General features: G+C 71.4%; 23 protein-coding genes. 14 read left to right on the forward strand and 9 right to left on the reverse strand.

Annotated features, from left to right (window positions below; genetic code table 11):
* Positions 1-15 precede the first annotated feature (15 nt).
* The 10 genes from uvrC to pgi all read left to right on the forward strand — a co-directional run bounded on the left by uvrC (position 16) and on the right by pgi (position 11,406).
* Entirely contained in the window at positions 16-2,040 is a 2,025-nt protein-coding gene (uvrC, locus tag DVA86_RS10235; protein ID WP_208877568.1) for an excinuclease ABC subunit UvrC, read from the forward strand.
* A gap of 43 nt (positions 2,041-2,083) precedes the next feature.
* On the forward strand, positions 2,084-3,019 hold the full coding sequence (gene rapZ, locus DVA86_RS10240; protein ID WP_208877570.1) for an RNase adapter RapZ: 936 nt from the start codon (positions 2,084-2,086) through the stop codon (positions 3,017-3,019).
* Positions 3,020-3,135: 116 nt separating this feature from the next.
* Positions 3,136-4,218, forward strand: a complete 1,083-nt coding sequence (locus DVA86_RS10245; protein ID WP_208877572.1) for a gluconeogenesis factor YvcK family protein — start codon at positions 3,136-3,138, stop codon at positions 4,216-4,218.
* Positions 4,209-5,186 carry a DNA-binding protein WhiA gene (gene whiA, locus DVA86_RS10250; RefSeq protein WP_208877574.1) on the forward strand — a complete coding sequence of 326 codons (978 nt, stop codon included), beginning with the start codon at positions 4,209-4,211 and terminating at the stop codon, positions 5,184-5,186. The genes DVA86_RS10245 and whiA overlap by 10 nt, the downstream gene beginning before the upstream one ends.
* Positions 5,187-5,520: 334 nt before the next feature.
* Positions 5,521-6,525 carry a type I glyceraldehyde-3-phosphate dehydrogenase gene (gene gap, locus DVA86_RS10255; protein ID WP_208877576.1) on the forward strand — a complete coding sequence of 335 codons (1,005 nt, stop codon included), beginning with the start codon at positions 5,521-5,523 and terminating at the stop codon, positions 6,523-6,525.
* Positions 6,526-6,649: 124 nt separating this feature from the next.
* Complete coding sequence (locus tag DVA86_RS10260; protein ID WP_208877578.1) at positions 6,650-7,882, forward strand: phosphoglycerate kinase; 1,233 nt, start codon at positions 6,650-6,652, stop codon at positions 7,880-7,882.
* A gap of 5 nt (positions 7,883-7,887) precedes the next feature.
* On the forward strand, positions 7,888-8,664 hold the full coding sequence (tpiA, locus tag DVA86_RS10265) for a triose-phosphate isomerase (RefSeq protein ID WP_208877579.1): 777 nt from the start codon (positions 7,888-7,890) through the stop codon (positions 8,662-8,664).
* A 123-nt stretch (positions 8,665-8,787) separates the two neighbouring features.
* Entirely contained in the window at positions 8,788-9,024 is a 237-nt protein-coding gene (secG, locus tag DVA86_RS10270; protein WP_208877581.1) for a preprotein translocase subunit SecG, read from the forward strand.
* Between the two features lie 155 nt (positions 9,025-9,179).
* Entirely contained in the window at positions 9,180-9,515 is a 336-nt protein-coding gene (locus tag DVA86_RS10275) for an RNA polymerase-binding protein RbpA (protein ID WP_208877582.1), read from the forward strand.
* A 250-nt stretch (positions 9,516-9,765) separates the two neighbouring features.
* Positions 9,766-11,406: a glucose-6-phosphate isomerase gene (pgi, locus tag DVA86_RS10280; RefSeq protein ID WP_208884573.1), complete on the forward strand. Its 1,641-nt coding sequence runs from the start codon at positions 9,766-9,768 to the stop codon at positions 11,404-11,406.
* Positions 11,407-11,452: 46 nt separating this feature from the next.
* On the opposite strand, the gene DVA86_RS10285 is transcribed toward pgi, so the two are convergent.
* The gene (locus DVA86_RS10285; protein WP_208877584.1) at positions 11,453-12,805 is read right to left on the reverse strand and encodes a preATP grasp domain-containing protein; all 1,353 of its coding nucleotides are present in this window, start codon (positions 12,803-12,805) and stop codon (positions 11,453-11,455) included.
* A 901-nt stretch (positions 12,806-13,706) separates the two neighbouring features.
* Here DVA86_RS10285 and DVA86_RS10290 point away from each other — a divergent pair.
* Positions 13,707-14,009, forward strand: a complete 303-nt coding sequence (locus DVA86_RS10290) for a hypothetical protein (protein ID WP_208877586.1) — start codon at positions 13,707-13,709, stop codon at positions 14,007-14,009.
* 307 nt (positions 14,010-14,316) lie between these two features.
* Here the strand turns inward: DVA86_RS10290 and DVA86_RS10295 are convergent, their stop codons facing one another.
* Positions 14,317-14,994, reverse strand: a complete 678-nt coding sequence (locus DVA86_RS10295; RefSeq protein WP_245996473.1) for a helix-turn-helix domain-containing protein — start codon at positions 14,992-14,994, stop codon at positions 14,317-14,319.
* A 273-nt stretch (positions 14,995-15,267) separates the two neighbouring features.
* Between DVA86_RS10295 and DVA86_RS10300 the strand changes: the two genes are divergently transcribed.
* A complete protein-coding gene (locus DVA86_RS10300) occupies positions 15,268-16,716 on the forward strand; it encodes an NCS2 family permease (RefSeq protein WP_208877588.1) in 1,449 nt (482 codons plus the stop codon).
* Positions 16,717-16,840: 124 nt separating this feature from the next.
* Here DVA86_RS10300 and DVA86_RS10305 read toward each other — a convergent pair whose 3' ends face one another.
* The 4 genes from DVA86_RS10305 to DVA86_RS10320 form a co-directional block, all read right to left on the reverse strand.
* Positions 16,841-17,410 (reverse strand): TetR/AcrR family transcriptional regulator, encoded by a 570-nt coding sequence (locus DVA86_RS10305; RefSeq protein ID WP_208877589.1) that lies wholly within the window; start codon positions 17,408-17,410, stop codon positions 16,841-16,843.
* Between the two features lie 201 nt (positions 17,411-17,611).
* Positions 17,612-17,818: a DUF397 domain-containing protein gene (locus DVA86_RS10310; protein WP_208877590.1), complete on the reverse strand. Its 207-nt coding sequence runs from the start codon at positions 17,816-17,818 to the stop codon at positions 17,612-17,614.
* A 49-nt stretch (positions 17,819-17,867) separates the two neighbouring features.
* A complete protein-coding gene (locus tag DVA86_RS10315; protein ID WP_208877592.1) occupies positions 17,868-18,074 on the reverse strand; it encodes a DUF397 domain-containing protein in 207 nt (68 codons plus the stop codon).
* Positions 18,071-18,907 carry a helix-turn-helix domain-containing protein gene (locus tag DVA86_RS10320; protein ID WP_208884576.1) on the reverse strand — a complete coding sequence of 279 codons (837 nt, stop codon included), beginning with the start codon at positions 18,905-18,907 and terminating at the stop codon, positions 18,071-18,073. Before DVA86_RS10320 ends, DVA86_RS10315 begins: the two co-directional genes overlap by 4 nt.
* A gap of 293 nt (positions 18,908-19,200) precedes the next feature.
* Here DVA86_RS10320 and DVA86_RS10325 point away from each other — a divergent pair, with 293 nt between their 5' ends.
* Positions 19,201-19,656: an ATP-binding protein gene (locus tag DVA86_RS10325; protein WP_281279275.1), complete on the forward strand. Its 456-nt coding sequence runs from the start codon at positions 19,201-19,203 to the stop codon at positions 19,654-19,656.
* A 103-nt stretch (positions 19,657-19,759) separates the two neighbouring features.
* A complete protein-coding gene (locus DVA86_RS10330; protein WP_222623310.1) occupies positions 19,760-21,595 on the forward strand; it encodes a pectate lyase in 1,836 nt (611 codons plus the stop codon).
* A gap of 31 nt (positions 21,596-21,626) precedes the next feature.
* On the opposite strand, the gene pgl is transcribed toward DVA86_RS10330, so the two are convergent.
* From pgl to zwf, 3 genes are read right to left on the reverse strand one after another with little or no spacing between them, the layout of a single operon-like run.
* A complete protein-coding gene (pgl, locus tag DVA86_RS10335; RefSeq protein ID WP_208877594.1) occupies positions 21,627-22,412 on the reverse strand; it encodes a 6-phosphogluconolactonase in 786 nt (261 codons plus the stop codon).
* Positions 22,409-23,542 (reverse strand): glucose-6-phosphate dehydrogenase assembly protein OpcA, encoded by a 1,134-nt coding sequence (opcA, locus tag DVA86_RS10340; protein ID WP_208877596.1) that lies wholly within the window; start codon positions 23,540-23,542, stop codon positions 22,409-22,411. Before opcA ends, pgl begins: the two co-directional genes overlap by 4 nt.
* The gene (gene zwf, locus DVA86_RS10345; RefSeq protein ID WP_208877597.1) at positions 23,539-25,065 is read right to left on the reverse strand and encodes a glucose-6-phosphate dehydrogenase; all 1,527 of its coding nucleotides are present in this window, start codon (positions 25,063-25,065) and stop codon (positions 23,539-23,541) included. The genes opcA and zwf overlap by 4 nt, the downstream gene beginning before the upstream one ends.
* Between the last annotated feature and the right edge of the window lie 5 nt (positions 25,066-25,070).

Genomic DNA, 25,070 nt, shown 5'->3' on the forward strand with positions numbered 1-25,070 from the left:
AGTAGGGTGTGACGCATGGCCGACCCCTCCAGTTACCGACCCAAGCCGGGACAGATCCCCGACTCCCCGGGGGTCTACCGCTTTCGCGACGAGCACCGCCGGGTGATCTACGTCGGGAAGGCGAAAAGCCTGCGCTCACGCCTCGCCAACTACTTCCAGGACCTGGCGAATCTGCACCCGCGCACCCGCAGCATGGTCACCACCGCCGCCTCCGTCGACTGGACGGTGGTCGCCACCGAGGTCGAGGCGCTGCAGCTGGAGTACTCCTGGATCAAGGAGTTCGACCCGCGGTTCAACGTCAAGTACCGCGACGACAAGAGCTATCCGTCGCTCGCCGTGACCATGAACGAGGAGTTCCCGCGGGTCCAGGTGATGCGCGGGCCGAAGCGCAAGGGCGTGCGCTATTTCGGTCCGTACGCACACGCGTGGGCGATCCGCGAGACCGTCGACCTGATGCTGCGCGCCTTCCCCGTACGCACCTGCTCGGCAGGCGTGTTCAAGCGCTCGGCGCAGATCGGGCGGCCCTGCCTGCTCGGTTACATCGGGAAGTGCTCGGCGCCCTGCGTCGGCCGCGTCAGCCCGGAGGAGCACCGCGAACTGGCCGAGGAGTTCTGCGACTTCATGGCCGGGCGCACGGGCACGTACCTGCGCCGCCTCGAGCGTCAGATGCAGGAGGCGGCCGAGGAGATGGAGTACGAGAAGGCCGCCCGGCTGCGCGACGACATCGAGGCGCTGACCCGCGCGATGGAGAAGAACGCCGTCGTCCTCGCCGACGCCACCGACGCCGACCTGATGGCCGTGGCGGAGGACGAACTCGAGGCCGCCGTACAGATCTTCCACGTGCGCGGCGGACGGGTGCGCGGCCAGCGCGGCTGGGTCACCGACAAGGTCGAGGAGATCGGCACGCCCGGTCTCGTCGAGCACGCGCTCCAGCAGCTCTACGGCCTGGAGCAGGGCGACGCGGTCCCCAAGGAGGTGCTGGTCCCCGCGCTGCCCGAGCCGGTGGAGCCGATAGCGCAGTGGCTCGCCGAGCGCCGCGGCGCGGGCGTCAGCCTGCGCGTCCCGCAGCGCGGCGACAAGCGGGCCCTGATGGAGACCGTCCAGCGCAACGCACAGCAGTCGCTCATCCTGCACAAGACCAAGCGCGCCTCCGACCTGACCACCCGCTCCCGCGCCCTGGAGGAGATCGCCGAGGCGCTGGATCTGGACACCGCGCCGCTGCGCATCGAGTGCTTCGACATCTCGCATCTCCAGGGCGACGACGTGGTGGCGTCGATGGTGGTCCTGGAGGACGGCCTCGCACGCAAGAGTGAGTACCGCCGGTTCCAGATCAAGTCCTTCGCCGGACAGGACGACGTACGTGCCATGCACGAGGTCATCAGCCGCCGCTTCCGGCGCTATCTGCAGGAGAAGCAGAAGACCGGCGAGTGGCCCGAGGGCGAGAACGGCCTCGACGGCGACGCCGACGGCGCGCCCACCGGCTCGTCCGGTCCCGCCGCCGAGCTGCACGGCCGCGACGAGGACGGCAGGCCGAAGAAGTTCGCGTACCCGCCGCAGCTCCTCGTCGTGGACGGCGGCAAGCCGCAGGTCGCGGCCGCCAAGCGGGCGCTGGACGAGCTCGGCGTGGACGACGTGGCGGTGTGCGGGCTGGCCAAGCGGCTGGAGGAGGTCTGGCTCCCGCACGAGGACGACCCGGTCGTCCTGCCCCGTACGAGCGAGGGCCTGTATCTGCTCCAGCGGGCCCGCGACGAGGCGCACCGCTTCGCGATCTCGTACCAGCGGAACAAGCGCGGCAAGGCGCTGAAGGCCAGCCCGCTGGACGCCGTGCCCGGTCTCGGCGAGACCCGCAAGCAGGCGCTGATCAAGCACTTCGGCTCGCTGAAACGGCTCCGCGCTGCCACCGTCGACGAGATCCGCGAGGTGCCGGGCGTGGGCCGGAAGACCGCCGAGTCGGTCGTGGCGGCGCTGTCGCGTACGGCACCGGCCGCCCCGGCGGTGAACACCGCCACGGGTGAGATCGTGGAAGACGAAGGCACGTAAGACGACAGTCACGAGCAGCCGGTCACGACGGGGGACGAGCACCATGAGCGCAGACAACGCACAGCGCAGAGACGGAGCACAGGTGAGCACCGCGAAGCCCGCGGAAGCCGAGGAAGCGAAGACGCCCGAGCTGGTGATCATCTCGGGCATGTCCGGGGCCGGCCGCAGCACCGCCGCCAAGTGCCTGGAGGACCTGGGCTGGTTCGTCGTGGACAACCTGCCGCCCGCGCTGATCCCGACGATGGTCGACCTCGGCGCGCGCTCGCAGGGCAATGTCGCCCGTATCGCCGCGGTCGTGGACGTCCGCGGGCGCCGCTTCTTCGACAACCTCAAGCAGTCCCTGACGGACCTGGACGCCAAGGAGGTCACCCGGCGGACCGTCTTCCTGGAGGCGTCCGACGAGGCCCTCGTCCGCCGCTTCGAGTCCGTACGCCGCCCGCACCCGCTGCAGGGCGACGGCCGCATCGTGGACGGCATCGAGGCCGAGCGGGACCTGCTGCGCGAGCTGCGCGGCGACGCCGACCTGGTGATCGACACCTCCAGCCTGAACGTGCACGAGCTGCGCGCGAAGCTCGACGCCCAGTTCGCGGGCGACGAGGAGCCGGAGCTGCGGGCGACGGTGATGTCTTTCGGGTACAAGTACGGGCTGCCGGTTGACGCCGATCTCGTCGTGGACTGCCGCTTCCTGCCCAACCCGCACTGGGTGCCCGAGCTCCGCCCCTTCACCGGGCTGAACGAGGAGGTCGCCGGGTACGTGTTCAACCAGCCCGGCGCCAAGGAGTTCCTCGACCGGTACGCGGAGCTGCTCCAGCTGATCGCCGCCGGGTACCGCCGCGAGGGCAAGCGCTACGTCACCGTCGCCGTCGGCTGCACCGGCGGCAAGCACCGTTCGGTCGCCATGTCCGAACGGCTCGCGAGACGCCTGTCCGACGAGGGCGTGGAGACCGTCGTGGTGCACCGCGACATGGGGCGCGAGTAGCGCCCGTGACCGACGCCCGCAGGACGGCCCGGGGGAGCAGCCCGGGCCGCGCCCCGCAACGGTGCCCGAGAGCGGCGCCCGCACCCCACGCACGAACGCCCGATGGGACGTGAGCAATGCCCCGTAGGACCATACGGCTGCGTCGGCCGCTCGGCGGCGGGCCGCCCCGGCGCCGCGGCGCGCAGCCCAAGGTCGTCGCCCTCGGCGGCGGCATGGGCCTGTCCGCCTCGCTGACCGCGCTGCGCCGTATCACCGGCGACCTCACCGCCGTCGTCACGGTCGCCGACGACGGCGGCTCCAGCGGGCGCCTGCGGGACGAGCTGGGCGTGCTGCCGCCGGGCGACCTGCGCAAGGCGCTGGCGGCGCTGTGCGGCGACGACGACTGGGGCCGCACCTGGGCGGAGGTCATCCAGCACCGCTTCGTGAGCAAGGGCGAGCTGCACGAGCACGCCGTCGGGAACCTGCTGATCGTCGCCCTCTGGGAGCAGCTCGGCGACCACGTCCAGGCACTCGACCTGGTGGGCAAGCTGCTCGGCGCGCACGGCCGGGTGCTGCCGATGTCCGCCGTGCCGCTGGAGCTCCAGGCCCGCGTTCGCGGCCACGACCCGGCGGCTCCGGACGCGCTCTCGACCGTACGGGGCCAGGCCACAGTCGCCCTGACCCCGGGCGAGGTGCAGCGGGTGCAGCTCGTACCGCACGACCCGCCTGCCGTACCGGAGGCCGTGGAGGCCGTGCTCGACGCCGACTGGGTGGTGGTCGGGCCGGGCTCGTGGTTCTCGTCCGTGATCCCCCATCTGCTGGTGCCCGAGCTGCTCGACGCGCTGCAGGAGACCCGCGCCCGGCGGGTGCTCTCGCTCAACCTCGTACCGCAGCCGGGGGAAACGGACGGATTTTCGCCGCAGCGTCATTTGGAGGTTTTGGCCCGACACGCCCCTAAACTCGCCTTCGACGTGGTGCTGGCCGACCAGGCCGCTGTACCGGACCAGGCAAGCCTCCGGGCGGCCGCAGAGCGGCTCGGGGCGGCAGTCGAACTGGCCCCCGTGGCCGAACCGGTGGACGCCACCTCCTGCGGCAGCCGCGGAGCCGACACCGGCTCCGCAGCCCCCGGAGGAGGTGGCACCCGGCACGACCCGGTGCTGCTGGCAGCCGCGTACGACCGTATTTTTCGGATGCATGGAAGGATCGGCCCATGGCGATGACGGCAGCGGTGAAGGATGAAATCTCCCGGCTCCCCGTCACCCGGACCTGCTGCCGGAAGTCGGAGGTCTCGTCGATCCTGCGGTTCGCGGGCGGCCTCCACCTGGTGAGCGGGCGGATCGTGATCGAGGCGGAGCTCGACACGGGGATCGCGGCCCGCAGGCTGCGCAAGGACATCCTGGAGATCTTCGGCCACGCCTCCGACCTGGTGGTGATGGCGCCCGGCGGACTCCGGCGCGGCTCCCGTTACGTCGTACGGGTGGTGGCCGGCGGCGATCAGCTCGCGCGCCAGACCGGACTGGTCGACGCGCGCGGGCGGCCGATCCGCGGGCTGCCGCCGCAGGTGGTCTCGGGGGCCACCTGCGACGCCGAGGCGGCCTGGCGCGGCGCGTTCCTGGCGCACGGCTCGCTGACGGAGCCGGGGCGCTCGTCCTCGCTGGAGGTCACCTGCCCCGGCCCGGAGGCCGCGCTGGCGCTGGTGGGCGCGGCACGGCGGCTGCAGATCCCGGCGAAGGCGCGGGAGGTACGCGGCGTGGACCGGGTCGTCGTACGGGACGGCGACGCGATCGGCGCCCTCCTCACCCGGCTCGGCGCGCACGAGGCGGTGCTCGCCTGGGAGGAGCGCCGCATGCGGCGTGAGGTGCGGGCCACGGCCAACCGGCTGGCGAACTTCGACGACGCCAACCTGCGCCGTTCCGCACGCGCCGCGGTCGCCGCGGGCGCGCGGGTGCAGCGGGCGCTGGAGATCCTCGGCGAGGAGGTGCCGGAGCACCTGGCGGCGGCGGGGCGGCTGCGCATGGACCACAAGCAGGCCTCGCTGGAGGAGCTGGGCGCGCTCGCGGACCCGCCGCTGACGAAGGACGCCGTCGCCGGGCGCATCCGGCGGCTGCTGGCGATGGCCGACAAGCGGGCGCAGGACCTGGGGATTCCCGGCACGGACGCGACTCTCACGGAGGAAATGGTGGGCTGACGCCCCCCTTTTCCGCGGCCGACACCCCCCCCGCGAGTGCCCGCCCTTGGCCGGCCCTGGGGCCGCTCTGCGCGGGGCTGGCCTCGGGCGCTGCGCGGCGGCGGGGCCTGTCGGGGCACCGCCGGGCTCCGGTCACGGGGTGCGCGCCGTCGCGGCGGGGGAAAGATCGCGACTTCCCGCGCCGCACGGTGGACCGGGTCCGGCGGAATCCGCGACTGCCCACACCGCCGCGTTCGGTTCGTACCGCCCGGCGCGGTAGGGTCGGAAGCGGTCGGGGACATCCCATACAGCATCGCCGGTGTCCGCGCCGGCGCACCAACGAGGAGATCGGTTCGTGACGATCCGCGTAGGCATCAATGGCTTTGGCCGCATCGGTCGGAATTACTTCCGCGCACTCCTGGAGCAGGGAGCGGATATCGAGATCGTCGGTGTCAACGACCTGACAGACAACGCGACCCTGGTCCACCTGCTGAAGTACGACAGCATCCTCGGCCGCCTCAAGCAGCCCGTCAGCCACACCGAAGACACGATCACGGTGGGCAACCAGACGTTCAAGACCATGGCGGAGCGCGACCCGGCGCAGCTGCCGTGGGGTGACCTCGGCGCCGACATCGTCATCGAGTCCACCGGCATCTTCACCAAGCGCGAGGACGCGGCGAAGCACCTCGCCGCGGGCGCCAAGAAGGTCCTCATCTCGGCTCCGGCCAAGGATGAGGACATCACCGTCGTGATGGGCGTCAACCAGGACAAGTACGACGCCGCGAACCACCACGTGATCTCCAACGCGTCCTGCACGACCAACTGCGTGGCGCCGATGGCCAAGGTCGTCGACGAGAACTTCGGCATCGTCAAGGGCATGATGACGACCGTCCACGCGTACACGAACGACCAGCGCATCCTTGACTTCCCGCACAAGGACCTGCGCCGTGCCCGCGCCGCCGCCGAGAACATCATCCCGACCTCGACGGGCGCCGCGAAGGCCACCGCCCTGGTGCTGCCGCAGCTCAAGGGCAAGCTGGACGGCATCGCCATGCGCGTGCCCGTGCCGACCGGCTCGGTGACGGACCTGGTGATCGAGCTGGACCGCGAGGTCTCCCGGGACGAGGTCAACACCGCGTTCCAGAAGGCCGCCGAGGGCCAGCTCAAGGGGTACCTGGAGTACACCGAGGACCCGATCGTCTCCTCGGACATCGTCAACTGGCCCGCGTCGTGCACCTTCGACTCGTCCCTGACGATGGCCCAGGGCAACCAGGTCAAGATCGTCGGCTGGTACGACAACGAGTGGGGCTACTCCCACCGCCTCGTCGACCTCACGGTCTTCGTCGGCGGCCGGCTCTGACGCTGATCGCTCCGCGATCGCAGTACCGACATGCGACCGGGCCAGGGCTCGTGGAGCGCAATGACGCGCTCCGCGAGCCCTGGCCCGTGCAGAGCCAGAGCCAGACGCTAGGAGCCCACCAAGCATGAAGACGATCGATGAGCTACAGGTCGCCGGACAGCGGGTGTTCGTCCGCGCCGATCTGAACGTTCCGCTCGACGGCAGCACCATCACCGACGACGGCCGTATCCGCGCCGCCGTCCCCACCATCCGCAAGCTTGCCGAGGCCGGTGCCCGCGTCATCGTGGCCTCGCACCTGGGCCGCCCGAAGGGCGCCCCCGACCCGCAGTTCTCGCTCGCCCCGGTCGCCCGCCGGCTGGGCGAGCTGCTCGCCGACTCCGTGCGCGGCGAGGTCGGCTTCGCCACCGACACGGTGGGGGACAGCGCGAAGGCCACCGTCGGCGCTCTGGCCGACGGCGGGGTCACGCTGCTGGAGAACCTCCGCTTCAACCCCGGCGAGACCAGCAAGGACGACGCCGAACGCGGCGCCTTCGCCGACGAGTTGGCCGCCCTCGCCGACCTGTACGTGGGCGACGGCTTCGGCGCGGTGCACCGCAAGCACGCCTCCGTGTACGACCTGCCGGCCCGGCTCCCGCACGCCGCGGGCGGCCTCATCGCCACCGAGGTCGACGTGCTGAAGCGGCTGACCGAGGACGTCAGCCGCCCGTACGCGGTCGTGCTCGGCGGCGCGAAGGTCTCCGACAAGCTCGGCGTCATCGACCACCTGCTGGAGCGGGCCGACCGCATCCTCATCGGCGGCGGCATGGCGTACACCTTCCTGAAGGCGCAGGGGCACGAGGTCGGCTCGTCGCTGCTGCAGGAGGACCAGATCCCGGCGGTGCGCGGCTATCTCAAGCGGGCCGAGGAGCGCGGTGTGGAGTTCGTCCTGCCGGTGGACGTGGTCGCCGCGGCCGAGTTCCCCGACCTCAAGGCCAAGGCGCCGACGGCGCCCCGCACAGTCGCCGCGGACGCGATCCCCGCCGGCCTGATGGGCCTGGACATCGGCCCGGAGAGCTGCGAGCTGTACGCCGCGAAGCTCGCCGACGCGGCCACCGTCTTCTGGAACGGCCCGATGGGCGTCTTCGAGCACCCCGACTACGCCGACGGCACCCGCGCCGTCGCCCAGGGCCTGCTGGACGCCCGTACGCCCGCGGGGGAGGCCGCCTTCACCGTCGTCGGCGGCGGTGACAGCGCGGCCGCCGTACGGCTGCTGGGCTTCGACGAGAACGCATTCGGCCATATCTCGACCGGTGGCGGCGCCAGCCTCGAATACCTCGAGGGCAAGACGCTCCCCGGCCTCGCCGCACTGGAGGACTGACCCCGATGAGCAGCCGCACGCCCCTGATGGCGGGCAACTGGAAGATGAACCTCAACCACCTCGAGGCCATCGCCCACGTGCAGAAGCTGGCCTTCGCGCTGGCCGACAAGGACCACGAGGCCGTCGAGGTCGCCGTGCTTCCGCCGTTCACCGACCTGCGCTCCGTGCAGACCCTGGTCGACGGCGACAAGCTGAAGATCCGGTACGGCGCGCAGGACATCTCGGCGCACGACTCCGGCGCCTACACCGGAGAGATCTCCGGCCCGATGCTGTCCAAGCTGAAGTGCACGTACGTCACGGTCGGTCACTCCGAGCGGCGGCAGTACCACGGCGAGGACGAGGCCGTCTGCAACGCCAAGGTGAAGGCCGCCTTCCGGAACGATCTGACGCCGATCCTGTGCGTCGGCGAGGGCCTGGACGTACGCAAGGCGGGCGAGCACGTCGCGCACACGCTCGCCCAGCTCGACGGCGCGCTGGACGGCGTGGACGCCGAGCAGGCCGCGACGATCGTGATCGCGTACGAGCCGGTGTGGGCCATCGGCACCGGTGAGGTCGCCACCCCTGAGGACGCGCAGGAGGTGTGCCACGCGATCCGGCGCCGCCTCGCGGAGCTGTACGACCAGGAGCTGGCCGACGGCGTACGCATCCAGTACGGCGGCTCGGTGAAGTCCGGGAACGTCGCCGCGATCATGTCGCAGGCCGACGTGGACGGCGCCCTGGTGGGCGGCGCCGCGCTGGACGCGGATGAGTTTGTGAAGATTGTCCGGTTCCGTGATCAGTAAAGCCCGCACGGGAGCGAGTGACGACGGGTGAGCACTCGTCGTACCCTGTCGGGGGCCGGACTCGCCGTCCGGCCCCCGCATACCGTAAGTGTCCGCTGACAGTCCGAGAGAGTTGGTCCAGCCGTGGAATTGGGGTTCTCCATCGCCCTCATCGTCCTCAGCGCCCTGCTGATGATGCTGGTGCTGATGCACAAGGGGAAGGGCGGCGGCCTCTCCGACATGTTCGGCGGCGGCATGCAGTCCTCCGTCGGCGGCTCCTCGGTCGCCGAGCGCAACCTCGACCGGATCACGGTCATCGTCGCGATCGTCTGGTTCGCCGTCATCGTCGTGCTCGGTCTGCTGATGAAGTTCGACAGCTGACTGGCCACCGTGCGCGGCCTATCATGGGCTCGCGTTCGTGGCCGACGCAGTAACTCCGGTCACTGGACGTGCGTTGGGCCCTACGTACACTAGGGCGCCCGCAGCGGAGCCGCTCGTTGATGCTCCGCAGCACCGTGAGGCAGGGAGTTACGACCGTGGCAAGTGGCAACGCGATCCGGGGAAGCCGGGTCGGAGCGGGGCCGATGGGAGAAGCGGAGCGAGGCGAGTCAGCGCCGCGTCTGCGCATCTCCTTCTGGTGCTCGAACGGGCACGAGACCCAGCCGAGCTTTGCCGGCGACGCGCAGATCCCCGAGACCTGGGACTGTCCCCGCTGCGGCTTCCCGGCCGGGAAGGACCGGGAGAACCCGCCGGACCCGCCGCGTACGGAACCGTACAAAACGCACCTCGCATACGTGCGGGAGCGGCGCAGTGACGCCGACGGGGAGGCGATCCTCGCGGAGGCACTCGCCAAGCTCCGGGGCGAGATCTGACCGGCTGCCCGTATGGGCCGCCCGGCACCGGCTGCTCTGACCCGCTGCTCCGACCGGCAGTTGAACATCCGGCTGAACATCCGACGACGGCCTGGCCGTACGCCGCTGACGTGGCGCGCGGCCAGGCCGTCGAGCGGTTAGGTTGGACGGCGCTGGTGTCACGTACGAGAAGAACGGCTTGACTGTGCAGAAGAACGCTGACGGAGCGGACGCAGCCGGCGGGACCGCGGAGCGCACGCCGCTCGACCGCATGCCCGAGTGGCAGGCGCTGGCCAGGCACCGCGAACGGCTGGGGGAGGTGCGGCTGCGCGAGCTGTTCGACGCCGACGCGCGGCGCGCCGAGCGGTACGGCGTCCAGGTCGGCGATCTGCATCTCGACTACTCCAAGCACCTCGTCAACGACGAGACGCTCGCCCTGCTGCGGCAGCTGGCGGAGGCCGCCGACGTGGCCGGGCTGCGGGACGCGATGTTCCGCGGCGACAAGATCAACGTCACCGAGCGGCGCGCCGTCCTGCACACCGCGCTGCGCGCGCCGCGTGACGCGGTGATCGAGGTCGACGGCGAGAACGTCGTCCCCGGTGTGCACGCCGTGCTGGACCGCATGAGCGACTTCGCCGCGCAGGTGCGGGACGGCGGCTGGACCGGGCACACGGGCGCGCGCATCCGTACGGTCGTCAACATCGGCATCGGCGGCTCCGACCTCGGTCCGGCGATGGCGTACGAGGCGCTGCGCCCGTACGCGCGGCGGGACATGGACTTCCGTTTCGTCTCCAACGTGGACGGCGCCGACCTGCACGAGGCGCTGCACGGGCTGGACGCGGCCGAGACGCTGTTCATCGTCGCCTCCAAGACCTTCACGACGATCGAGACGATCACCAACGCGACGTCCGCGAAGAACTGGCTGCTGGACGCGCTGGGCGACGGTGACGCACCGGCGGACGACTCGGCCGTCGCCCGGCACTTCGTCGCGCTGTCGACGAACGGGCCGGAGGTCGCGAAGTTCGGCATCGACACGGCCAACATGTTCGAGTTCTGGGACTGGGTCGGCGGGCGCTACTCGTTCGACTCCGCCATCGGCCTCTCGCTGATGATCGCGATCGGTCCCGACCGGTTCCGTGAACTCCTCGACGGATTCCACCTGGTCGACGAGCACTTCCGTACGGCGCCGCCCGAGGCCAACGCGCCGCTGCTGCTGGGCCTGCTGGGCGTGTGGTACGGCGGCTTCTTCGACGCGCAGTCGCACGCCGTGCTGCCGTACTCGCACTACCTCTCCAAGTTCACCGCGTACCTCCAGCAGTTGGACATGGAGTCCAACGGCAAGTCCGTGGACCGTGCCGGGCGCCCCGTCGCCTGGCAGACGGGGCCCGTCGTCTGGGGCACGCCCGGCACCAACGGGCAGCACGCGTACTACCAACTGCTCCACCAGGGCACCCGGATGATCCCCGCCGACCTGATCGGCTTCGCCCGCCCCGTCGACGAGCTCGGGCCCGAACTCGCCGCCCAGCATGACCTGCTCATGGCCAACCTCTTCGCGCAGGGCCAGGCCCTGGCCTTCGGCAAGACCGCCGAGGAGGTACGGGCTGAGGGCGTCGCGGAGGAGCAGGTGCCGCACCGCACCTTCGACGGCAACCACCCCACGACGACCGTGCTCGCGGCGGAGCTCTCCCCGTCCGTGCTGGGGCAGCTGATCGCGCTGTACGAGCACAAGGTGTTCGTGCAGGGCGCCGTCTGGGACATCGACAGCTTCGACCAGTGGGGCGTGGAGCTCGGCAAGGTGCTCGCGAAGCGCGTCGAGCCCGCGCTGACCGAGGGCGCGGCCGTGGCCGGGCTCGACGCGTCGACGACGGCGCTCGTGGCGCGGTACCGGCGGCTGCGGGGACGTACGGACTGAGGGCCGGCCGCGGCCGGGGCCGGCGGCGTGCACAGCATCCGGCGGCTCAGGCGCGTGCCGTGGTGTCCGCGCCGAGCAGGGTGCGGAGGGTGCGTTCGGTCGACTCCGCCCGCGCGCGGTCGGCGCCGATCACCACGTAGCTCCAGCCGGAGCCGCGAGTGGCCTCTGTGGCGATTACGACGCCCTCGCCGCTCTCGTGGGAGTAGGCCAGGCCCGCGTCCTGTAGCAGCCCGTGTACGGCGTTGACGGAGCCGCGGGAGCCCCGCGCCACCGCGCCGCCCGGCGCGGCGTCCGCCAGCCAGGCGCGCTCCCCGTGCCCGTGCGACGCCGCCAGCCGCCGTACGAGCGCGTGCCGCGCCGTCGCCGCCGTACGCCGAACGTTGCTCTCCACCACGTACACCGTGCCGTCGCGGGTGACGCCGGCGTCCACGTTGAACCGGCCGCGGTAGCCGCGTTCCGCGAGGTACGCGCCCAGGGCCAGCCCCGCGTGCTCCAGCGCCGCCCGTACGCCGTCCCCGTCGCCGCTCTCCGCGAGGGGGGACAGCAGCCCGTGGTAGCCGCCGTCACGGGTGCGCATCTCGCCGGTGTAGACGACCTCCGGGCCCGCGTCGCCCACCTCCAGCTGCGCGCTCACGTCCCGTACGAAGGCCAGGTGCTCCTCCGCCACCCACCCCTCGGGCTGCGGACCGGCCCCCCTGCGGTGCGCGGCGAGCCTGGCGGCGAGCTCCGGCAGGTCCGCCCGCGTGAGGGGGCGTACGCCGTGCCCGCCCGCCGCCCGTACCGGCTTGACCAGCACCTCCCGGTGCCGCCCGAGCAGCTCCCGTACGGCGCTGACCAGCTCCGTGCCGTCCTGGCAGTGGCATCCCTCGGGTACGCGGATGCCGAGCCGGCGTGCCACCGTGCGGAAGCCGCTTTTCGTGTTCAGCCGGTCCACGGCGTCCAGTGCGCTGTCCGGCACGCCCGTCCGCTCGTACCCGCACAGCGACACCCCCAGGGAGGCCGCGAAGTGGACGGTGGGGCGGTCCAGCACCACCGGCAGCAGCCGTACGCCGCGGCGCCCTGCCAGCCAGCTCTGCACGTGGTGCATCAGCCCGGTGCGCCGCAGCGCCTCCGCCAGCGGAAGGGTGGGGTCGGGCGCCGCGTCGACCACCGTGACGGAGAACGGGTCGTGGCCGAGCAGGCGGCACGCGTACCGCCGGAAATCGACACCGACCGGGTACTGGGTGAGCAGCAGGTCGCCCGGCCCCGTCAGCCAGACCTTGCGCGAGGACTGCACCATGCCGTGCAGGTTGAGCGGGCCGGCGGCGCGTCCGCACACGACGTCGGACACGAAGTTCCCGAAGACGATGAGCGGCCGGTCGTCGTCCGGGCGGCCGGTTTCCGTCGTCTGAGCACTCATCTGTCCAGTGCAGCACGGCACGGGCGGTGCGTGCGGAACCCGGCCGCGCGTGCGGTACGGCTGCCGCCCGATTGCCTCCGCCGACGGGCGTGACATGCGGTGCCGTGCGCACTCTGGGACGGATGAAGCGCGTGAGCACGCCGGACGGCACCGCGACCGCAGCGGTGAACGCCTGGTGCGGAGCTCCCGGGCCGCGGGAGTTCCCGTACGAGGCCGTACTCCGGGAGATCCAGACCCCTCGACAAGCGGGACGGGCGCTACAGCTACCGCAGCTATCTGTGCCTGCCGCTGCTGGAGGAGCTGACGGAGCCCGCGCTGGCCGTACGGCTGACCACGGGCGAGCTGGTGGGCGGGCTCGTCGCCGACGCGTTCCGGTACGAGCGGCGCGCGGCGCGCGAGGCGACCGCGACGCTGCCGGAGGCGCGTCCGTACGAGGCGGTGCGGCGGAAGCGCTACCGGTACTTCGAGCGGCTGCTCAGTGCGCACCCGGACCCGGAACAGAGGGACGGGCCGCACCCCCTCGCCCCGGACGCCGCCCGCCGCATCGAGCTCAGCATGCAGCCCGTGTACGTGCTGCACGACGAGTACCCCTTCCTGCGCGTCCTCCAGAGCTACGAGGCCGTCTTCCGCGCCCTCGTACGCCCCGCACGCGAGGCCCGCGACCTCCTCGCGGGCGGGCGGCCGTACGCCACCGCCGCGCGCCTCGACGGCGCCGCCCGCCAGCTCGACCGCGCCGCACTGCTGTTCAGCCTGCTGGCGACGATGGACGTGCCGGCGTTCCGTACGTTCCGGGAGTACACGGAGGGGGCCAGCGCGATCCAGTCCGAGCGGTACAAGCTGTTCGAGTGGCTGTGCGGCAGGGCCGGAGCCGGCCCGGCTGCGCTCGCCGGCCTTCACGAGCGTGCCCTCGGTCGAGTCGTACGCCTCCGGCCCGGGCGGCCTGGACACGATCACGGACTGCTGTCTGGCCGCGCGGCGGTCCGGCCGGTTCACCCCCGGCCAGTGGTCCGCCCTCGACGCGGCCCTCGACCGTGTGGAACACAGCCACCAGCGCTGGAAGGCGACGCACCACGCCCTCGCCGCCCGCATGATCGGCCCGGCGTCCGGCTCCGACTACACGGAGGGCGTGCCGTATCTGCGGCAGTGTCTGGACAACCGGCTCTTCTGGCGGCTCGGCGAGCTGTCCTCCCGTACGGGCGGCTAGCACGGCCGCCGGTCTTGCGGGCCGCTCCAACTGCTCTGGCGGGCACTGCTGTTGGCAACTTCTGGACAACGTGTTGGTTGAACGGAAGACTGAATTGCCGCCCGCCATACGTCACTTCAGCAATCGCGACATAGCGGATGCCGGGGAGAGTGCCGGACAACGCCGGAATGTTCAGGTCGTGGCAAGGGAATTGTGCGGCGCGCTTCGGTGATTCACTGGAAGCGCTCACATATCCGTTGTCTGAAGTCAGGGGCGGCACCGCCCGTTTACTGCCGCGCCCCGACTCGTTCACTTCGCCGGAAACTTCCTAGTGTTCCGGGAATTGGGCCCAGAAGCGGTCGACGATGTTGTCGATGTACCGGCGTCCCTCCTCTCCGGAAGCAGTCGTTCCGCTGGCTCGGCTGAGGGTGGCGGCCATCAGGATCTGGTACTCGCTCTGCATCGCCTTCAACGGTTCCTGCAGGTCGCGGCGGTCCATGGAGACGAGTTTCGCGATGGCGCGGGCATGGGCCTGCCAGCGGGTGGTGACGGCCTCGGTGAGGAGGCGGGCGAGTTCCTCCTCGAGGCCGGTGACGGCGATGAAGTCGCGCGGCGGCAGTCCGAGCACCTTGCCGAGGTTGGCGGACTGCTGTTTGTTGCCTGTCCACTGCCCCGACTCCTCCATCCGGAGGTAGGCGTCGAGCGGAACACCGGTTATGCGGGCGAGGTCCTCGGCGGCTATTCCGCGGGCCAGACGGTGTTCGAGCAAGGTGCGGGGGCGGCCCATGAGTTCGCCGGGCGCGCACCACAAGGCGCCCGCCAGCGCGGCGAGTTCGTTGGCCGTGGGGTGAGCGGCACCCTGTTCCCAGGCGGTGATGTGGTCGGGGGAAACGTGCGTCATGCCGTACGAGGCGCGCATGCCGTACGCGACGTGACCCGGGGCCATCCCAAGTCTCTCGCGCAGGGTGCGGGCGGCGCGCGCGTTGAAGGGGATCGGTGGATGCACGGGCAGAGAGTAAGGAGTTCCCAACGGCAACTCCATGGGCTCTGTCGCCTGCATCCCGTTTTGCGGGATAGGTCGCCGCGGATTTCGTAGAAACCGACAGGGACCGACTCTAAGCCGTTAACTAGGGGATACCCGAACACAATTGTGAATCGCGCTGTGCCGCGTATGATCCGCTCGCGAGGTGCCACCTGGCGTTGTCCGCACACCTGTCAGACGCTTTCGGCGGCGCCCGGAGCTTTCCCCCTCACAACGGTAGGCCCAGGAGACGCAGATATGCAGACCAGCACGACAAGCCCGGCAGACGCGCCGCCGCCGGTCAGAACGGGAGGCCCGCTCGACCGGTTCTTCCGCATCACCGAACGCGGTTCGACATACAGCCGGGAGATACGCGGCGGACTCGCCACGTTCTTCACCATGGCGTACATCCTGGTGCTCAACCCGATCATCCTCGGCAGCGCCGAGGACAAGTTCGGCAATCAGCTGGATGCCACCCAACTGGCCACCGCCACCGCGCTGGTGGCCGCCGTGATGACCGTGATCATGGGCGTGGGCGGCAATCTGCCGCTCGCCCTCGCCGCGGGACTCGGCATCAACGCCGTCGTCGCCTTCCAGGTCGCCCCCCAGATGAGCTGGGACGACGCGATGGGCCTCATCGTGCTCGAGGGCCTGCTGATCTGCGTACTGGTGATGACCGGTCTGCGTGAAGCCGTCATGCACGCCATCCCGCAGCCGCTCAAGCAGGCCATCAGCGTCGGCATCGGCCTGTTCATCGCCTTCATCGGCTTCGTGGACGCCGGTTTCGTCACCCGTATCCCCGACGCCGCGAACACCACCGTGCCCGTCCAGCTCGGCACCGGCACGCTCACCGGCTGGCCGATGCTCGTGTTCTGCGTCGGCGTGCTCGTGACGATCGTGCTGCTGGCCCGCAAGGTCAAGGGCGCCATCCTGATCAGCATCGTCATGATGACCGTCCTGGCCGTCGCGATCAACGAGATCGCCGACGTCAAGTCGTGGGGTGTGACCTCGCCGAGCCTGCCCGACAAGCCCGTCGCCTCCCCCGACTTCGGGCTGCTGGGCGACTTCTCCCTGTTCGGCTCGTTCGGGGAAGTCAGCGTCCTGACCGTCGTCCTGCTCGTCTTCACGCTCATCCTGTCCGACTTCTTCGACACCATGGGCACCGTCGTCGGCGTCACCGCCGAAGCCGGACTCCTCGACGAGCGCGGGCAGGTCCCCGGCCTCGGCCGCGTCCTGCTGATCGACGGCGCGGCGGCGGTCGCCGGTGGCGCGTCCTCCTCGTCGTCCTCCACCACGTACATCGAGTCGGCCGCGGGTGTCGGCGAGGGTGCCCGTACGGGCTTCGCCAGCCTCGTCACCGGCGGACTCTTCGCGCTGGCCCTCTTCCTCACGCCCGTGCTGACCATCGTGCCGCTGCAGGCCGCGTCGCCCGCGCTGGTCGCGGTCGGCTTCCTGATGATGACGCAGGTCAAGCACATCGACTGGGACCGCTACGAGCTGGCCGTCCCGGCGTTCCTGACGATCGTCGTCATGCCGTTCACGTACTCCATCACCAACGGCATCGGCGCCGGCTTCATCGCCTACGTCGTCATCAAGGCGTTCCTGGGCAAGGCCCGCGAGGTGCACTGGCTGCTGTGGGGGACCGCGGCGCTGTTCGCGGTCTACTTCGCGATCGACCCGCTGGAGCAGGTGCTGGGCATCAAGTAAGCCCTTCGGCCGGTTCGGCCGGTTCGGCCGGTTCGGCCGGTTCTTCCGGTTGTGCCGGTTCGGGGTGGCCCCGGCGGACGTACGCGCGTCCGCCGGGGCCACCGTGTTCCGTTGGCTGCGCGGGTCAGTCCGTACGGGCGTCGAGCAGCCACTTGTTCGTCAGCCGCAGCACGTCCTCGCGGCTGAAGGCGCCGTGGTCGACGCTCACGAAGTGGGAGCCGAGGTACAGCGAGAACGCGATGAAGCAGCGCGCCTCGACCTCACCCTCGTCGTCGCAGAAGGCGCGGAACAGCGAACGCAGGTACTCCATACGGCGGTTGTCGACTCGCCGCAGGCGCTCGGCGACCGCCGTGTCGCGCCGCGCCCAGTCGCGGATCGCCAGATCGGTCGTGATGTCCGTGGCGAGCCCCTCGCCGGTGTCGGCGATCTCGTACAGCAGCCGCAGCCGGTCCCGCGCGTCACCGCCCTCCGCCTCGACGCGCGCGATCAGATCGTCGGTGACGTCGCGCTCCCAGCGGTCCAGCATCTCGCCGAGCAGGGCACCGCGGTCGCTGAAGTACCCGTAGAAGCCGCCCTTGGTGACCCCGAGGGCCTGCGCGAGCGCCTCGACCCGTACGGCATCGGGGCCCCCGGCCCCGAGCGCCCGCAGGCCCGCTGAGATCCACGCGTGCCGCGGAGTACGAGCCACCGCCATGATCGCTCCTCTGTCCCTCGCCACCCGTGTCCTCAGCCCGCGCCTTGCGGCAACCGCCGGTGGGCGGTCACCGCCTCGCACGCCGAACGCGGCCCGGGGGCGGGCCGGGGCCCGTCCTCAAACGCCGGACGGGCTGAGTGGGCTGGCTGAGGTGCCTCTGTACGCCATCGTATAGAAGCGCCGACGGGCGCGCGCCGCCGCTCAGTGCCGGGCGGCGAAGCGGAGGAAGGCGGTCCAGGGGGTGTCGGGTACGGAGAGTATGGGTCCGCTCGCGTTCTTGGAGTCCCGTACGTGGACGGTGCCGGGGCATGTGGCGATCTCCACGCACTCGCCCCCCTCGCCGCTGCTGTAGCTGCTCTTGTGCCAGGCGGACTCGGGCACGTGCTGCACAGGCGCTTCGACGTTCATCTCTCTCCCAACCTCTTCAGATGAATCCGCGCGCCGCCGGACGGGCGGTTCAGCGCCGGGCGGCGAAGCGGAGGAAGGCTGTCCAGGGGGTGTCGGGTACGGAGAGTATGGGTCCGCTCGCGTTCTTGGAGTCCCGTACGTGGACGGTGCCGGGGCAAGTGGCGATCTCCACGCACTCGCCGCCGTTCCCGGCGCTGTAGCTGCTCTTGCGCCAGCTCGGACCGCGGTCGGTCCGCTCGGCCTTCACGCCGCTCATAGGTCTCCCAGCCTCTTCTCGATCAGGGCAAGGGACTCGTCCGGGGTCAGGGCCTGCGCCCGGAGAATCCCGTACGCGGCTTCCAGTTCCCGGACCTTGCCGCGCTCCGTGTGTACGCGGCTGTCCCCCTGGACTTCCGTATACGCGATCCTCTGCCCATTCCGGTCCTCGATCAAGGTGAAGGGGCCAGCAAGCCCAGCATGCTCCTGACGCACCAGCGGCATCACCTGGATTTCGAGGTTCCGTCGCTGCCCGGCAAGGAGCAACTGCTCCAGCTGGCCTCGCCAGACCGCTTCGCCGCCGAGGTGCCGGTGCAGGATCGCCTCTTCCACGACGAAGCTCAGGTGCGGGGTGGGCCGACGAACGAAGATCTCGTGCCGTGCCATACGGGCCTCCACGCGCTGCTCGATGGTCTCCTCGTCGAGGAACGGCCGCCACATCTCGAACACCGCCCGCGCGTAGTCCTCCGTCTGCAGCAGGCCCGGGACGGCCTGCGTGGCGTAGACGTGGAGTTCGACCGCCTGTGTCTCCAGCCGTGCCGCGTCGCGGAAGAACGCCGGGTACTGCGCGCGGGCCACCTCGTCCTTGCTCGCCCGCAGCAGGCCGCCCGCGTCGAGTACCTCGTCCGCCTTGTCGATGAACTGCGGGGACGGAATGCGGCGGCCCTGCTCGAACGAGGCGATGGTCGACGCCGAGTACCCCGTGAGCGAGCCGAACTCCGGCCGCTCCAGGCCCGCCCGCGCCCGGCACAGCTTCAACTGCTGGCCGAAGACGTGCAGGATGCCCGTTCCGGGCTCGGCGCCCTGCTCCGGCTGCTGCTGTCGGTCCTCCACGGCTCCCATGGCCCCGCACCTTCCGTACGTACGCTCCGGCACCCCCGTACGGGCGGCCAACGGGTGCCGTCGCAGGGCCGGTTACGCCCCGCGCCGCGTACAAGAATGACCCGCGCGCGTACAGCGCGTACCGCGAACCGGGCGGTTGACCCCGTACGAGTGGGCCCCCGCGTACAGCGTGTTTCGGTCAGTGCGTTGTGGCTGGTCAGCGGCGGGTGGGCGCCGCGACCGTACTCCCATGAACCGATCACCAGGCCCCGCCCCGCAGGCCCCGCAGCCTCCCGCAGCCGCTCGTGCACCCCGCCCACGTCCGGGAGTTCCGGATGCAGTTCACCTCCACCCCGCGCGGCGCGCGCCTCGCGCGCCACCTCGTCGCGCAGCGGCTCTGCGAGTGGGGCTACCCGTACGACTCCCCGCCGAACGAGACGCTGGCCCTCATCACCGCCGAGCTGAGCGCGAACGCCGTGCGCCACGGGCGCGTGCGGGGGCGGGACTTCCGCGTACGGCTCATCGGCAGCGGGGTGCGCGGCGGCGAGACGTTGCGTGTCGAGGTCGCGGACACGCGTACGGAGGGGGTGCTTCCGGCGGTCGGGGAGATTCCCGAGGCCCCGCGCCTCGACGGTGAGTCCGGGCGCGGGCTGTACCTCGTGGCGCAACTCGCCGACCGCTGGGGCAGCGTGGCCCGCGAGGGGGCCCCGGGGAAGGACGTGTGGGCCGAACTACGTGTGGAGCGACCCTCGTTCACATAGGAGAAAAATATTCTTGTGTCTGACTCATTGGTCAGCGCGCCCAGGCGTAGTAGTCAGGACAGCGACGCACTCCGCGTCGACCCCGGAATGGAGGCATTGCCCGATGCGCATGTCCCTGAACCGCCGTACGTTCGCCCGCCTCGCCCTGGCTCCCGCCGCCGCGGGCCTGGTCAGCGCCCAGACCGGTGCCGCACACGCCGCCCCGCGCCCCGCCCGCACAACGGCAAGCCCGACAGCACACCCGGTCGCCGCCGCGACCGGCAGAGCCGGGGCGGCCGACGCGTTGAGGCGGGCCGCCGTCTTCATGGATGAACACGTCTCCTACCGAGGAGGCTACGTGTGGAGCTATCTGCCCGATCTCTCGCAGAGCTGGGGCGAGATGGAGGCCCGCCGCACCATGTGCTGGGTGCAGCCGCCCGGTACGCCCTCGGTGGGGCACGCGCTGCTCGACGCTTACCACGCGGGAGGCGACGAGGGCTGCTACCGCGCCGCCGAACGCACCGGCCTGGCGCTCGCCGCCGCCCAACTCCCCGTCGGCGGCTGGAACTACGTGCACGACTTCGCGGGCGAGGACGCCCTGCGCGGCTGGTACGAGACGGTCGGGGCGAACGGGTGGCGGCTGGAGGAGTTCCAGCACCACTACCCCAACGCCACCTTCGACGACGCCGGCACCTCCACCGCCGCCCAACTGCTGCTCCGCCTCTACCTGGAGCGCCGCGAACCGCGCATCGGCAGGGCGCTGGACCGCGTGATCACGTTCCTGCTCAGGGCGCAGCAGCGCGGCGGTGTCGCCGACGGGGGCTGGCCGCAGCGCTTCCCCGCGTTCCGCGGGTCGGTCAGCCGGATGCCGTGGCCCGAGCACGTACCGCCGTGGCTGCCGTCCGACATCCGGCACGGCATGGAGGACGGCGACTACACCCGCCACGTCACGTTCAACGACGACGTGCTGGGCGAGAACATCAAGTTCCTGCTGATGTGCGTGAACACGCTGGGCCGCACGGACCTCGTACGGCCGGTGCGCCGCGCGATGGCCTGCCTGCACCGCATGCAGCAGCCGGGGCCGCAGGCCGGATGGGCGCTCCAGCACCTCGCGCGGCCCGCGCGCGGCAGGCCCGCGGGGGCACCGGCGGGCGCGCGCTCGTACGAGCCGCGGGCGCTGGCCACGCACACCACGCAGACCAACGTCCAGCAGCTGTTCGCCTACTTCCGGCTCACCGGCGACCACGCCTTCCTGCGGCGTGTACCGGAGGCCGTCGCCTGGCTGGAGAGCTGCGCGCTGACGGACCGGCAGAAGGCCGAGAATCCGCTGCTCGCCTCCCGTACACACCCCACGTTCGTCGAACTGGGCAGCAACCGGGCCCGGTTCGTGCACCGCTTCGGCTCCAACATCCGCAACGGCGCCTACTACCACGACCACGACCACCGCGACACGCTCAGCCACTACTCCGGCGGCCGGTCCGTGGACACGGCGGCGCTGCGGCGCACGTACGAGAGCCTGATGGCGCTGACGCCCGGCGAGGTGGCGGATCTGAAGGCCCGTTCACCGCTGGCCGCGAAGGGCCGGACAGCGCTGCCGCGCTGGTTCACCTTCCGCGACCTCACCCTCGACGACCTGTTCCGGGACGCCACCGTGCCGGTGCCCGAGGTCGGCGACGAGGAGGCGGCCGGGCTGGTGGACGGGCTCGGCGACCGCGACCACTGGCTGTCGCCCCTGGAGACGGTCACCAACCCGTACCGCGGCCCGGCACCGGCGACCCCGTACGACGGGAGGGCGTACATGAGCCGGCACGTCGGCGACCTGTACGACACCTCGCCCTACGACCCGCGTACACCGCCCGAGGAGCCGCCGTACGTCCCGCGGGAGCCCGTCGAGGGGATCACCACGTCCGCCTTCACGGCCAACATGGCGCAGCTGACGGCGTACGTCGCCGGGCGCTGAGCACCGAACCCGCAGCAGGCCCGTACGGGCGTCAGGGAGAGGCCGGCGGGTAGAGGCCGCGGGGGAGTTGGGCGGCGGCGAGGCTGTCGAGAAGCCAGAGGGTGCGGGCGGTGCCGTACGCGCCGGCGGCCGGGGCCTGGATCTCGCCCGCTCCGGACAGGGCCATCGCCGCCGCCTGCGCCTTGTCCGCGCCCGCGGCCAGCAGCCAGACCTCGCGGGCGGCGCGGATCGCGGGCAGGGTGAGGGAGACACGGGTGGGCGGGGGCTTGGGTGCGCCGTGGACGCCGACGACGGCGCGCTCCGTCTCCCGTACGCCCGGGTGCTCCGGGAACAGCGACGCGACGTGTGTGTCCGGGCCGACGCCCAGCAGCAGCACGTCGAACGCGGGGACCGGGGCGTGGTCCTCCGGGCGGGCGGCGGCGGCCAGTTCGGCGGCGTACGCCTCCGCCGCCGCGTCCACGTCGCCCGCGTGCGCGCCGTCCGACGCCGGCATGGGGTGGACGCGGGCGGGGTCCAGGGGGACGGAGGCGAGGAGCGTCTCCGTCGCCTGGGTGACGTTCCGTTCCGGATCGCCGTCCGGCAGATACCGCTCGTCGCCCCACCACAGGTCCAGCCGCGACCAGTCGACGGAGGAACGGGCGGGCGAGGCGGCGACGGCGGCCAGCAGGGCGTTGCCGTTGCGGCCGCCGGTCAGCACGACGGACGCGGTGCCGCGCGCCGTCTGCGCCTCGACGACGGTGGTGATCAGCCGGGCCGCGGCCGCCTGCGCCAGCTCGTCCTTGTCGCGGTGGACCACGACCTGCGGGGTGGTGGTCACTTCGGGCCCGCCCCGTTCGGCTCGGCCCCGTCCCGCTCGGCGGGCTGCGTGCCGTCGGGCTCCGCCTCGGGCTCCGCCGCGTCCGCCTTCGCGGACGTACGGGCGGCGCCCTTCTTCGCGGCAGCCTGCGCGGTCGGCTTCTTCGCCGCCGCCTGCTTGACGCCGCCCTGCGTGACCCCGGCCTGCTTCACACCGCCAGTCCCAGTCCCCGCGCCGCCGCCACCGAACCGTACGGCCTGCTCATACGCCTCGTCCGGGTCCAGCCGCCGCAGCTCCTCCGCGATCAGCTCCGCCGTCGAACGCCGCTGCAGCGCCACGTGCCGGTCCGGCTGCCCCGGCACGGCCAGTTCGGCCAGCGAGCCGTCGGCACGGTCGAGGCAGATCACGCCGTCAGCCGTCATCAGCCGTACGGCCGTGATGCCCGGCCCGTCGGAGACGTCGCGCTCCACCGGGACGCTCAGCCGTTCGGCGAGCCAGAGGGCCAGCAGTTCGGTGGACGGGTTGTACTCCTCGCCCTCCACCGTCGCGCCGGTGATCTCCGTGTGCTTCTGGTCCAGCGCCGCGGCCAGCACGCTCCGCCACGGCGTGATGCGCGTCCAGGCCAGGTCCGTGTCGCCGGGCGCGTACGTCTCCGCGCGCAGCACCAGCGCCGCCTCCGGGTCCTCGGTGGCGGCGGCGTCGGTGATACGCCGCTGTGCGAGCGTGCCCAGCAGGTCGTCGGACGGCTTCTCCGGCGCGTCCTCGGGCCACCAGACGACCACCGGCGCGTCCGGCAGCAGCAGCGGCAGGACCACGCTGTACGCGTGCGCCGCCAGCTCGCCGTGGAGCCGCAGCAGCACCGTCTCGCCCGCTCCGGCACCGCCGCCGCCCATCCGGACCTCGGCGTCCAGCCGCGCCTTCGCGCGGTCGCGCGGGGAGCGGCCCGGCCGGCGTACGACCACGAGGATCCGCGACGGATGCTCCTTGGACGCCTCGCCCGCCGCCTTGAGCGCGTCGTAGTGGTTGCCCTCGTCGGTGACGATGACGAGCGTGAGCACCATGCCGATGGCCGGCGAACCGCTCGCCCGGCGGGCCTTGACCAGGGCCGAGTTGATCTGGCTGGACGTGGTGTCCGTGAGGTCGATGTTCATGGCCGCCGCCAGCTCCGTCCGTCGCGCGCGAGCATCTCGTCCGCGGCCGCGGGACCCCAGGTCCCCGCCGCGTACTGCTCGGGCTTTCCGTGCGTGTCCCAGTGCTCCTCGATCGGGTCGAGGATCTCCCAGGAACGCTCCACCTCCTGGTGCCGCGGGAAGAGGTTCGCGTCGCCGAGCAGAACGTCGAGGATCAGCCGCTCGTACGCCTCCGGGCTGGACTCCGTGAACGACTCGCCGTACGCGAAGTCCATCGTCACGTCCCGGATCTCCATCTGCGTGCCGGGCACCTTGGAGCCGAACCGGATCGTCACCCCCTCGTCCGGCTGCACCCGGATCACCAGCGCGTTCTGCCCCAGCTCCTGGGTGTCGGTGGCGCCGAACGGTGAGTGCGGGGCGCGCTGGAAGACCACCGCGATCTCGGTGACGCGGCGGCCCAGCCGCTTGCCCGTACGCAGATAGAACGGGACACCTGCCCAGCGCCGGTTGTCGATCTCGAGCTTGATCGCGGCGTAGGTGTCGGTCTTCGACTCGGGGTCGATGCCCTCCTCGTCGAGATAGCCGGGCACCTTCACGCCGCCCTGCCAGCCCGCCGCGTACTGCCCGCGGACGGTGTGCCGGGCCAGATCGTCCGGCAGCCGTACGGCGGTCAGCGCCTTGAGCTTCTCGGCGACGAGCGCCTTCGCGTCGAACGAGGTGGGCTCCTCCATCGCGGTCAGTGCCAGCAGCTGGAGGAGGTGGTTCTGGATGACGTCCCGGGCGGAGCCGATGCCGTCGTAATACCCGGCGCGGCCGCCGATGCCGATGTCCTCGGCCATGGTGATCTGCACGTGGTCCACGTACGACCGGTTCCACAGCGGCTCGAACAGCGTGTTCGCGAAGCGCAGCGCCAGGATGTTCTGGACGGTCTCCTTGCCGAGGTAGTGGTCGATGCGGAAGACCTCGCTGGGCCGGAAGACCTCGTGCACCACGGAGTTCAGCTCGCGGGCGCTCTCCAGGTCGTGCCCGAAGGGCTTCTCGATGACCGCCCGGCGCCAGGAGCCGGGCTGCGCGTCGGACAGCCCGTGCTTCTTGAGCTGCGAGACGACGCTGGGGAAGAACTTCGGCGGCACCGACAGATAGAACGCGAAGTTCCCGCCCGTGCCACGGGACTTGTCGAGCTCCTCGATGGTCGTCTTCAGCCGCCGGAACGCCTCGTCGTCGTCGAAGACGCCCGGCACGAAGCGCATGCCCTCGGCCAGCTGCTGCCAGACCTCCTCGCGGAACGGCGTACGCGAGTGCTCCTTCACGGCGTCGTGCACGACCTGCGCGAAGTCCTCGTGCTCCCAGTCCCGGCGGGCGAAGCCGACGAGCGAGAAGCCCGGCGGAAGGAGCCCGCGGTTCGCGAGGTCGTAGACCGCGGGCATCAGCTTCTTACGTGACAGGTCGCCCGTGACGCCGAAGATCACCAGGCCCGACGGCCCCGCGATACGCGGGAGCCGCCGGTCCTGGGCGTCACGCAGCGGGTTCGCCGCGCTGCTCACGGTCG

The organism is Streptomyces armeniacus, from assembly GCF_003355155.1.
Taxonomy (GTDB): Bacteria; Actinomycetota; Actinomycetes; order Streptomycetales; family Streptomycetaceae; genus Streptomyces; species Streptomyces armeniacus.

Coding starts and splice junctions, on each gene's coding strand:
- uvrC (WP_208877568.1), top strand. CDS start 16: ATGGCCGACCCCTCCAGTTACCGACCCAAGCCGGGACAGATCCCCGAC.
- DVA86_RS10315 (WP_208877592.1), bottom strand. CDS start 18,074: ATGAGCGGCGTGAAGGCCGAGCGGACCGACCGCGGTCCGAGCTGGCGC.
- tpiA (WP_208877579.1), top strand. CDS start 7,888: ATGAGCAGCCGCACGCCCCTGATGGCGGGCAACTGGAAGATGAACCTC.
- opcA (WP_208877596.1), bottom strand. CDS start 23,542: ATGAACATCGACCTCACGGACACCACGTCCAGCCAGATCAACTCGGCC.
- DVA86_RS10330 (WP_222623310.1), top strand. CDS start 19,760: ATGCGCATGTCCCTGAACCGCCGTACGTTCGCCCGCCTCGCCCTGGCT.
- DVA86_RS10310 (WP_208877590.1), bottom strand. CDS start 17,818: ATGAACGTCGAAGCGCCTGTGCAGCACGTGCCCGAGTCCGCCTGGCAC.
- DVA86_RS10245 (WP_208877572.1), top strand. CDS start 3,136: ATGCCCCGTAGGACCATACGGCTGCGTCGGCCGCTCGGCGGCGGGCCG.
- rapZ (WP_208877570.1), top strand. CDS start 2,084: ATGAGCGCAGACAACGCACAGCGCAGAGACGGAGCACAGGTGAGCACC.
- DVA86_RS10260 (WP_208877578.1), top strand. CDS start 6,650: ATGAAGACGATCGATGAGCTACAGGTCGCCGGACAGCGGGTGTTCGTC.
- whiA (WP_208877574.1), top strand. CDS start 4,209: ATGGCGATGACGGCAGCGGTGAAGGATGAAATCTCCCGGCTCCCCGTC.
- DVA86_RS10285 (WP_208877584.1), bottom strand. CDS start 12,805: ATGAGTGCTCAGACGACGGAAACCGGCCGCCCGGACGACGACCGGCCG.
- pgi (WP_208884573.1), top strand. CDS start 9,766: ATGCCCGAGTGGCAGGCGCTGGCCAGGCACCGCGAACGGCTGGGGGAG.
- DVA86_RS10305 (WP_208877589.1), bottom strand. CDS start 17,410: ATGGCGGTGGCTCGTACTCCGCGGCACGCGTGGATCTCAGCGGGCCTG.
- DVA86_RS10300 (WP_208877588.1), top strand. CDS start 15,268: ATGCAGACCAGCACGACAAGCCCGGCAGACGCGCCGCCGCCGGTCAGA.